Raw genomic sequence first — 2,888 nt, 5'->3', positions numbered from 1 at the left:
AAGGAGGGGTGTGCCTGTTTGTGGATGGCATCGAAACCAACCAGATCGCCCGCGAGGTGGAACGCGGTGATCTGCTCATCCCCTTGCTCGGTGATGGTGTAAGACTTGATGGTCCCGGAACGGATGGCATAGAGCGATTTGAACTCGTCGCCGGCCTTGAACAGCTCTTCACCCTTCTGGATCGGCTTTTTGCGCTCGATGATGCTGTCCAGCTGATCAAGCTCGTTGTCGTTCAGAGTGAAGGGGATACAGAGCTGACTGATGCTGCAATCCTGGCAATGAATTGCACAGCCACCGCTCTGGATACGTCTGCCAGGTTTCTTTTCCGGGATCATAGGCTCATACGAATAATTGATTTATATCAAACAAGTTTACCATCAACTCATCCGTTTTGGATAGGGTTTCAAAAGGAAGCAATGCCAATCCACAGGGTATGCACCCCGAACAAAATGAGCAGCAGGGCACCGCCAAGGCGCAAACTGCGCAGGGTTAGCCAGTATCTCAGGCGATCGGCGAGTCCCCCCAACGCAAACAAGGTGGGCAGGGTGCCGAGGCCAAAAAAGAGCATGATCAGCGCCCCGCCGCTGGCCGAACCCGCCGCCGCGCTCCAGGTCAGCATGGAGTAGACCAGCCCGCAGGGCAGCCACCCCCACACCATGCCAAAGGGCAGTGCCTGCAGCGGTGAGGTGAAAGGGAGAAATTTGCCCGCCAGCGGTTTAATTCGGGGCCACAGCCTGGCTCCGAGCCGCTCCAGCAGCAGGATCCCTTGCCACCAGCCCGCCAGATAGAGGCCCAGCGCAATCATCAGCAGCGCCGCCACGAGGCGCAATCCGGCGATGGCGTGTTTGCCAGCCCCCAGCTCGCTGGTGGTCGCCAGCAGCCCCCCTACCAAAGCGCCAGCAATGACATAGCTCAGGATCCGGCCGAGGTTGTAGTTGAGCAGATAAGCGAGCCGTCCCCAGAAGTGCTGCTTGTTGGCGGGGATCGCCATGGAGAGCGCGGCGGAGACACCACCGCACATGCCGATACAGTGGGCAGAGCCTGCCAGTCCGACCAGCAGGGCGCCGGCCAGATCAAGGTTGTGGGTCATTGTCAGCAGGCTTTGCGGGTTTATGGGTGGGTTGCTCTTCGTCAAACAGGATGTTGGAACCCTGCCGGTCGAGATCTTCAAACTGCTCGGAGCGAATGGCCCAGAAGAAGACGACCCCGGCGATGATCACAAAAAGGATAGCGATGGGGATCAGGACAAAAATTATATTCATGAGAGGTACCTTGGCATTCATCCTTGGCAAGCGTCCCCTATGGTAACCCTGTTCGGGCAGGGGGCCAGCCGGTATCAGTTAGAAATGTGGCCTGCATCGGAGGCAGGCCACATTTTCAGCTATTTTCCGCCACCGGTCTCATCGGTTGAGGCGCATGGAGTTGGTCACCACGATGAGTGAACTGAGCGACATGCCCGCCGCCGCCAGATAGGGGGGTAGCCAACCGCAGGCCGCCAGCGGAAGCACCAGCAGGTTGTAACCAATGGACCAGGCGAAGTTCTCGATGATGATCTTGCGGGTACGCATTGCCAGCACTCTGGCCCCGAGCAGTCGGCTCAGGTCATCGGCCAGCAGGATGGCATCGGCGCTGTTTTTCGCCAGATCGGTGCCACCGGCCATGGCAAACGAGGCGTGTGCCCCGGCCAGTACAGGAGCGTCGTTGATACCATCACCCACCATGATGCTGATATCCCCTTGGGCTTCACGGGTCTTGAGATAGGCCAGCTTGCCATCGGGTGAGACCCCCTTGACCAGCTCATCCACACCCAGCTCGCGGGCAATCTCATCGGCCTGCAGGGAGCTGTCTCCCGTGAGCACGGTGGTTTGCAGACCGGCTGCCTTGAATGCCGCGATCAGTGCCCTGGCATCGGGGCGCAGGGTATCTTCCAGATTGAAGCGAGCCAATACCTGTTGCTCGTCGGCCAGATAGATAGCCAGACTGCGGCCGCGCTCTTGCGCCGGATCCAGCCCAAGCCAGCGAGCACTGCCGATGCGGTAGCGTACGCCATCCACCAGAGCAGTGATGCCGTGGCCGATAACCGGCGTGATCTCGCGGGCGGATGGCAGCACGGTGATGCTGTCGGCGGGCAGCCGGAAGGCGCGGGCAATGGGGTGCTCGGATTGCGCCTCCATGGCCCGGGCGATGGCGAGGCAGTGCGCTTCGTCAACCTCTGCCAAGGTGGTGATGCCGGTCAGGCTGATCTCGCCGGTGGTCAGGGTGCCGGTCTTGTCCATCACGATGCGGTTGGCCTTGGTCAGCACGTCCAGCACATGACCGCGGCGCAGCAGAATGCCGTTGCGGGTCAGATTGGCGGTGGCCGAGGTCAGCGCCGTCGGGGTCGCCAATGACAGGGCACAAGGGCAGGTGGCAACCAGCACAGCGAGGGTTACCCAGAACGCCTGATCAGGTTGATGGAAGTGCCAGAAGGTCCAGACCGCGGCGGCAATGATCAGCAGCACCAGAATAAAGTGGCGCGACAGCTGATCCGCCATCTGGGCGATGGCCGGTTTGTCGTCGAGGGCGTGATCCTGCAGCCGCATGATCTGGGCGATCCGCGACTCTTCGATGCGGTGGCTGACCCGGATCTGCAGCGGAGCATCCGTGTTGATGGTGCCGGCATAGACCTGATCACCGGGCTGTTTGAGCAGGGGCAGTTGCTCGCCGGTCAGCATGGATTCGTTGAGGCTGGCTTGCCCTTCGACAATGATGCCGTCCGCTGGCAAGGTGGCACCGGCCAGCACCCGTACCCGATCGCCGACCTGCAAAGTTTTGGCCGCTACCTCATGCTCCCCTTCATCATCGATGCGGGTCGCCATGATGGGCACCAGTCGAGCCAGGTTGGAGCT

Annotated in this window: 4 protein-coding genes; all 4 read right to left on the bottom strand. The window is 60.7% G+C overall.

The window, feature by feature from the left end; all coding sequences use genetic code 11:
* On the bottom strand, positions 1-335 hold a 335-nt coding region (locus LD28_RS0118110), incomplete at its 3' end, for a cyclic nucleotide-binding domain-containing protein (RefSeq protein ID WP_033138320.1).
* A 68-nt stretch (positions 336-403) separates the two neighbouring features.
* Positions 404-1,090: a sulfite exporter TauE/SafE family protein gene (locus tag LD28_RS0118105; protein WP_033138319.1), complete on the bottom strand. Its 687-nt coding sequence runs from the start codon at positions 1,088-1,090 to the stop codon at positions 404-406.
* Positions 1,074-1,262 carry a cbb3-type cytochrome oxidase assembly protein CcoS gene (gene ccoS, locus LD28_RS0118100; RefSeq protein WP_033138318.1) on the bottom strand — a complete coding sequence of 63 codons (189 nt, stop codon included), beginning with the start codon at positions 1,260-1,262 and terminating at the stop codon, positions 1,074-1,076. Before ccoS ends, LD28_RS0118105 begins: the two co-directional genes overlap by 17 nt.
* Before the next feature lie 138 nt (positions 1,263-1,400).
* A partial coding sequence (locus LD28_RS0118095) for a heavy metal translocating P-type ATPase (protein WP_033138317.1) occupies positions 1,401-2,888 on the bottom strand: 1,488 nt, incomplete at its 5' end.

This window comes from Aeromonas finlandensis (genome assembly GCF_000764645.1).
Taxonomy (GTDB): Bacteria; Pseudomonadota; Gammaproteobacteria; order Enterobacterales; family Aeromonadaceae; genus Aeromonas; species Aeromonas finlandensis.
This window is presented reverse-complemented; position numbering and strand designations above follow the sequence as displayed.

Bases quoted from the DNA above. Each gene is read 5' to 3' on its own strand.
- LD28_RS0118105 (WP_033138319.1), bottom strand. From the start codon at position 1,090: ATGACCCACAACCTTGATCTGGCCGGCGCCCTGCTGGTCGGACTGGCA.
- ccoS (WP_033138318.1), bottom strand. From the start codon at position 1,262: ATGAATATAATTTTTGTCCTGATCCCCATCGCTATCCTTTTTGTGATC.